Annotated in this window: 6 protein-coding genes; 2 read left to right on the top strand and 4 right to left on the bottom strand. The window is 38.4% G+C overall.

The features are described 5' to 3' along the window. Positions 1–99: 99 nt before the first annotated feature. The 4 genes from ACO1O5_RS21245 to ACO1O5_RS21230 form a co-directional block, all read right to left on the bottom strand. On the bottom strand, positions 100–813 hold the full coding sequence (locus tag ACO1O5_RS21245; RefSeq protein WP_486273865.1) for a class I SAM-dependent methyltransferase: 714 nt from the start codon (positions 811–813) through the stop codon (positions 100–102). 16 nt (positions 814–829) lie between these two features. After that, positions 830–1738 (bottom strand): S66 peptidase family protein, encoded by a 909-nt coding sequence (locus ACO1O5_RS21240; RefSeq protein ID WP_486273863.1) that lies wholly within the window; start codon positions 1736–1738, stop codon positions 830–832. A gap of 109 nt (positions 1739–1847) precedes the next feature. Further along, positions 1848–2891, bottom strand: a complete 1044-nt coding sequence (locus ACO1O5_RS21235) for a S66 peptidase family protein (RefSeq protein ID WP_486273862.1) — start codon at positions 2889–2891, stop codon at positions 1848–1850. A 26-nt stretch (positions 2892–2917) separates the two neighbouring features. After that, positions 2918–3688, bottom strand: a complete 771-nt coding sequence (locus ACO1O5_RS21230; RefSeq protein ID WP_486273860.1) for an NUDIX hydrolase — start codon at positions 3686–3688, stop codon at positions 2918–2920. Positions 3689–3798: 110 nt separating this feature from the next. Between ACO1O5_RS21230 and ACO1O5_RS21225 the strand changes: the two genes are divergently transcribed. Beyond that, entirely contained in the window at positions 3799–6135 is a 2337-nt protein-coding gene (locus ACO1O5_RS21225; protein WP_486273858.1) for a glycoside hydrolase family 3 C-terminal domain-containing protein, read from the top strand. A 128-nt stretch (positions 6136–6263) separates the two neighbouring features. Then, positions 6264–7445: methionine--tRNA ligase (gene metG, locus ACO1O5_RS21220; protein WP_486273856.1), on the top strand; the 1182-nt coding region annotated here is incomplete at its 3' end.

The following is a 7445-nucleotide window of genomic DNA, read 5'->3' as shown; positions in this document are numbered from 1 at the left end:
GGAGATGAATTTATTACAATTGATAAAGGCTCGCATAATAATCTTAACGACTTTTCATTATTTCATGAAAAGCTCGATTCAATATTATCTCTTTAGGTCTTATTTCACTTTAAAAGCAACGAAATAATAATTATTGGCAGCGCCCAACAATTCGAGGTTAAAGTAATAGGAATTAATAAACTGGTGATAAGCCATAAATTCGTGAGTAGGCACTACAAATTCATCGAATAAGATAATATCATCTTTCTTTAAAAACGGCGCCAGGCTGGTTAATACGAAGAGTGTAGCAGTGTATAAATCTGCATCCAGCATTATAACATTCTTCTTACTATTGTCAAAAGTTTTTAGAAATCCAGGCAGCGTTTGCTGAAATAATCCCTGGTAAAATTTTCCGCGGCTATCCTTTACCGTAGGCATGTTATTACTGTTAGCAAAAGTGCCTTTTTTATAGGGGCCAAAATCTTCCGGCAGACCCGTAAAAGTATCAAAGCCATAGAAACAGGAGGCAGGATGCGTGTTTTCCGTCATCCACCAATTGAATGAATAACCGTCGGCTACACCAAATTCCAGGTAATTAATATCAAGGCTTAAAATCTCGTTTTGGAAAATATATTTATAAAGATCGTAGCGCTTGTTGTAATCCCATTTGCACGGAAAATCATTAAATGGAACTTTCTTATTATCACTCGCCCACTTTGATAGTCTCGTCATCCACACCTGCTGCTGCCATAAGCCGGTTGCCCAGGAAAATAAAACGTGTAGCCTTAAACGAATGAAGGTTGTTTTGAGAAATCGGATAATTGTAAAGTTCATGCGGCAAATATTAATTCTATATTTCTTTTAGCACAGCCATCGTTGACGATACTGATAATTTATATTCGACGCCAATCTTCAACGCATAATTTTCTTTGTCATGACTTACCGGAAAATTATAACAAACAGGATAATCAAATTCCTTTATCACATCTCTTATTACTTCATTTACTGACTGGCCAAAAGGTATAGAAGTGTCTTTATTATCCGTAAACTTTCCCACTATCAGGCCTTTAAGATTATTAAGCTTTCCGCTTCGCTTTAACTGGTACATCATTCTGTCTACATTATATATGTATTCACCAACATCTTCAATAAATAAAATTTTATTTTTTGTTTTTATTTCCGACGAAGTCCCAATGAGATGCGCAAGGAGTGATAAATTTCCACCAACCAAAATACCAGATACTTTCCCTTTTTTATTAAGGTCATTTCCGGAGGCCGCATAGCTCCCCTTTCGCCCAATTAGCGCATCATGCAAACTCTCAATGTATTGATTTCTGTTTTCACCATCATTAAATGCGGCAGCCATTGGAGCATGAAGCGATGCAATTTTGTACTTTGAAAAAAGGTGAGTTTGCATAACGGTTATATCACTGTAACCAATAATCCATTTAGGACTTTTTTTGAATTCTTTAAAACTCAGTTTATCAATAATTCTTCCCATTCCATAACCGCCTCTTGCGCAAAAAATAGCTTTGATGTTTTCGTCATCCATCATTTGCTGCAAATCAATCAGTCTTTCTTCATCAGTACCGGAAAAATAATTAAACTGGTGACCCAGCGTCTTTCCAGACAATATGCGAAAGCCCCATTCTGTTAACGTTTCAATAGCCGTAACCGCATTTTCATAAGGCATATATCCGGAAGGGCATAACATTCCTATTGTATCACCGGGCTTTAAATAAGGGGGAATTGTGATCACGGGTTTCTCTTTAATTGAATTACTTCATATTGAAATCGTCATATTGACGAATTGTTGTATTGTTATAATGATTGACTTAACATCAATTAAATTATCAGGCAATTTAAACTTATACTTCGATAAGGGTCACCGAATTATCTGAAACGTATAATTGATGTACAACACCACACTTCAATCCATAATTTTCTTTTTGATGACCTACAGGAAAATCGAAACATACGGGATAATCATATTCTTTCACCTTTTCCAGAATTATTTCATAAACTGTTTCGCCAAAATCTTCTCCCGGATCATCCGGCTTAATTTTATTGAAGCCGCCGGCAATGAGCGCTTTCAACTTGCTCAACTTTCCACTTCGCTTTAAATTCCAGAGCATCCTGTCGATGTTATACAAATATTCTTCTACTTCTTCAATAAACAATATTTTACCATCGGTATCTATGTCAGATTTTGATGCCGCAAGATTTTCCAGGATAGACACATTGCCACCAACCAACACACCTGCTGCAACGCCCGGCTTATTAAAACTGTTTGGCAAAGCAGCATATTGCATCGTTTCGCCGACTAAACATTTCCTAATGGATTCTATAGAATCCAATTGCTCCTTAGTAGTAGTTTCCTGCTCCGAGGAAAAGCTGTTGCACATTTTAGAATGTATCGTTGCAATTCCAAAATTTTTATTAATGTGAGAATGAAAAACCGTGGCGTCGCTAAAGCCAATTATCCACTTTGGATGTTTGGAAAACTTTTTAAAATCGATTGCGTCGATAATTCTGACAGCACCGTAGCCCCCTCGTCCCAACATAACAGCTTTTACAGAATCGTCATCAATCATCTTTTGAAAGTCTGCGGTCCTCTGTTCATCACTGCCGGCAAATGTGAAATCTCTTGTTCCAACGGTATCGCCTATTCGGACTTCAAATCCCCATTCCTTCATTTTATTCACAGCGGGGTGAACCTCTTCGTTAGTGATATAACCGGAAGGGCAGGTAATTCCTATAACGTCTCCGCGTTTTAGATAGGGAGGAACCTTTTGAAAATTATCATCGTCGAAAATTGAAGAGCTTTTTTTGAGATCAATATTTCCTTTGCCTATTGCAGAAACAGATGCTGCTAAAGGAATAACAGATGAAAGAAAGTTTTTACGGTTCATGAAAATAGTACGATTAATTTTGAAACTTACAGATCGAAGCCCAACCCTGCTTTGAGCGCCTTTTCATATTTTGACAATTCAAATTTATAATAAAACGGTGCTTTATGTGCTACCCCTTTTTTTGTCTCATTCAATCTTTTTAAGATGCCTGTTGATTCAATTTTGCGCTGAAAGTTCCGCCTGTCTAATTTTCGGTTCAAAATTGTTTCGTACAACTTTTGCAATTCGGGCATTGTAAACTTTTTTGTCAAAAGATTATAACCTACTGGTCGAAAATTAAGCTCCAATCTCAAATCTTCGAGGGCTTTGTTAAATATGTTTTTGTGATCAAGTATCAATTCAGGAATTTCGGAAACAGAAAACCATTCACATGCATCAGAAATATTATCTGGAACAGGAACAACTTTTGTGAAATCAACTAATGCAGTATATCCAATGGAAATAAATCTTTCAAACATCCAGCTTTTTTCAGCACTAATACCCACGTTTTTTAAGAACTGTTGGTTAATCTTTTTGGTAGATCTTCCTGGATCGCCAAACACGTAAAACTGGTGCATATATATCTTATCAAGGCCTGTCCGCATTTTCAGGATTCGTTCAGCTGACTCATCCATATGTTCATCTTTAAGAATAAACCCACCGGGCAATGCCCACTTGCCGGCATAGCTGGCTTTAAGCAATAATACTTTCAATTCATTATTGTGAAACCCAAAGATTACACAATCAATTGAGATGTGCCTGAGATAAACTTCGTGGCCGTGAAAATAATGCTCTCTTATTTCTTCTTTCAAACTCATGCATAAAAATAGCTAGTAGCGGGCATATAAAATAAAAAGATTAAAATTCGAAAATAAAATTTACATTGCGTCATAATAACGCAATGAAAAAATAAAATATTCTATTTCAAATGAAAAAAACAATTACGTATTTGCTCACTATGGCTATTCTCAGTAGTCTTTCAGCACAAACCACAACGTCAACTAAAATAAAAGACCTTATTAATAAAATGACTTTGGAAGAGAAAGTCAATATGGTTGTTGGCACCGGCTTTAGCATGCCCGGTAGTAAAGCAACAGAAGGACCGAATATTGGTATGACTAAAGATAAAGTGGCGGGCGCAGCGGGAACGACTTTTGCTATCCCACGCTTAGGTATTCCTGCGATGGTTGTGTCAGATGGCCCTGCAGGTGTAAGGATTGATCCTATTCGTAACGGAGATAGTTCCAAAACTTATTATGCTACTGCCTGGCCGGTTGCTACGTTGCTGGCGTCGTCATGGGACACTGCGCTTGCGAGGAGAATGGGCGTAGCTTTTGGAAGTGAAGTACGTGATTACGGATTGGATGTGATACTGGGTCCGGGAATGAACATCCAGCGCAACCCTTTAGGTGGCAGAAATTTTGAATACTATTCCGAAGACCCGGTTATCTCCGGCAATATTGCCGCAGCACTTGTTAATGGAATACAAAGCAATGGTGTTGGTGTTTCGATAAAACATTTTGTCGCTAATAACCAGGAAACAGATCGCATGATGGTAAACACAATTGTGAGTGAAAGAGCATTAAGGGAAATATACCTGAAGAATTTTGAAATTGCTGTAAAAAAGTCAAATCCATGGACAGTTATGAGTTCTTATAATTTACTCAATGGAACCTACACATCTGAAAGCTATGATTTACTAACCACCATATTAAGAAAAGAATGGGGATTCAAGGGCTATGTAATGACAGATTGGTTCGCAAGGAAAGATGCGCCTGCGCAATTAAAGGCTGGTAACAATCTATTGATGCCGGGCACTCCGGCTCAAAAAAAAGCAATAGTGGATGCTGTAAAAGACGGCTCACTTGATGAGAAGGTATTGGATGAAAATATTGCCGGCATCCTGGCCGTACTCATGCAATCACCAAGTTATAAGAATTATAAATATTCTGACAAACCAAACCTGGTGAAGGATGCTCAGATTTCACGCAAGACAGCAACAGAGGGGATGGTTCTATTAAAAAATAATGACAATGCGCTGCCATTAAAATCCGTAAAAACCATTTCATTGTTTGGAGATCATAGCTATGAACTTATTGCCGGTGGCACCGGTAGCGGAGATGTGAATAAGGCCTATACAATTTCACTGGCCCAGGGTTTAAACAACGCAGGTCTTGCTTTAAATGCAGATACCAAAAGCATCTATACAAATTATCTAAATGATTATAAATCAAAAAACCCTCCGCAGACTATTTTTGAACAATTTATGCATCCCAGGGGTCCAATGCCTGAATACGCATTGGATAATGATTTCATAACAAAACAAGCTGCCGCTTCTGATATTGCGATCATCACCATAGGCAGAAATGCGGGAGAAGGCAGAGATAGAAAAGTAGATGATGATTTTGATTTATCAGATACAGAACGAACGTTGATTAAAAATGTGTCTGATGCTTTTCACAAACAAAATAAAAAAGTAATTATTGTTTTAAATATTGGTGGTGTTATTGAAACGGCAAGTTGGAGAGACAATGCAGACGCCATTCTACTTGCGTGGCAGCCGGGACTTGAAGGCGGTAATGCAATGGCCGATGTATTAACCGACAAAGTGAATCCATCGGGTAAACTTGCCATAACTTTCCCAGCAAGTTACAATGATGTTCCTTCTGCGAAAAGCTTTCCTGGCAAAAAGTTTCCTGATAAAGCAATTACCGGAATGATGGGGCCATTGATACCCGCAGAGGTTACTTACGAAGATGGCATTTATGTTGGCTATCGTTATTACAACACCTACCATGTAAAACCAGCTTATGAATTTGGCTATGGTTTATCATATTCAAATTTTACTTATAGCAATCTAAAACTGAGTTCATCTACTTTTAATAAAAATATAATCGTCAAACTTACCATTACTAATAGCGGAAAGTTTCCTGGTAAAGAAGTTGCGGAACTATATCTAAGTGCACCTTCAAAAAATATTGATAAGCCGGCTGAAGAACTGAAGGCATTTGCAAAAACACACTTGCTTAAGCCGGGAGAATCACAAACACTAACATTCAAAATTAGTGCAGCAGATCTTGCCTCTTTTTATACGAGCAAAGAAGCCTGGATTGCCGATGCGGGGAATTACACAATTAAAGTGGGCGCTTCGTCGGCAGATATACGTTTAACCGGGGACTTCAACTTACAAAAAGATATTGTAGTTGAAAAAGTACACAAAGCCTTAGCTCCACAGGTTGAAATTAATGAGTTAAAAGGTAAATAATATCATTGAGCGATCAGAGCAAATACAACTTCCTGCATTTCGCAGGAAGTTTTTGTTTATTTGGGCATTGCCTGCTTTGCGGTATTTTTGCAATCCGCAAAATATTTTGAAACAGCGGTTACAGGATTATGAATGAATTTAAGCGATACCTAATAACGGCGGCATTGCCCTATGCTAATGGCCCGAATCACATCGGGCATCTGGCTGGCTGTTATCTTCCTGCGGATATCTATGTCCGTTATTTACGAGCAAAAAAACTAGACGTAAAATTCGTTAGCGGATCTGATGAACACGGCGTGCCCATTACCATCAGGGCCATGAAGGAAAATATTACGCCGCAACAGGTGGTAGATAAGTATCACAATATCATTAAAAATAGCTTTGCAGAAATGGGGATTTCGTTTGATATCTATTCACGAACATCAAACGCTGTTCATCACAAAACTGCTTCAGACTTTTTTACTAATCTGTATGAAAAGGGTTTGTTTGAAGAAAGGGAAACCGAACAATTTTACGATGAAGAAAGGCAGACATTTTTAGCAGACAGGTATATTACCGGGACCTGTCCCGTATGTGGTCATCCACATGCTTACGGCGATCAGTGTGAAAATTGCGGATCTTCACTCAGCCCGGAGCAATTAATTAATCCAAAGAGCACACTAAGCGATGCGGTACCGGTAAAGAAGAAAACAACCCACTGGTATTTTCCTTTACAAAATTATGAGGCTTTCTTACGTGAATACATACTCGAAGATCACAAAGAGTGGAAAAATAATGTGTACGGGCAGTGTAAAAGCTGGCTGGACAAGGGTCTGCAGCCACGGGCGATGACACGTGACAGCAATTGGGGAGTTAAAGTCCCAAGTCCGCCTGCACCCAAAGGCGGAGGTGGTAAAGTATTGTATGTTTGGTTTGATGCACCCATAGGATATATTTCGGCAACAAAAGAATTAACTGAGAACTGGGAAGATTACTGGTGTAAAGAAGATACCAAATTGGTGCATTTTATTGGAAAGGATAACATCGTTTTTCATTGTATCATTTTTCCGGCAATGTTAAAAGCACATGGTGATTTTGTGTTACCGGACAACGTTCCTGCGAATGAATTTTTGAATATTGAAGGTCAGAAAGTTTCTACCAGCCGCAACTGGGCAGTTTGGGTTGATGAATACCTGAAAGACTTTCCGGGTCAACAGGATGTGATGCGGTATGTTTTATGCGCCAACGCACCGGAAACAAAGGATAATGATTTTACCTGGAAAGATTTCCAGGATAGGAACAATAGTGAACTCGTTTCCATTTTTGGAAAT

It is taken from the genome of Ginsengibacter sp. (assembly GCF_057362405.1).
This window is presented reverse-complemented; position numbering and strand designations above follow the sequence as displayed.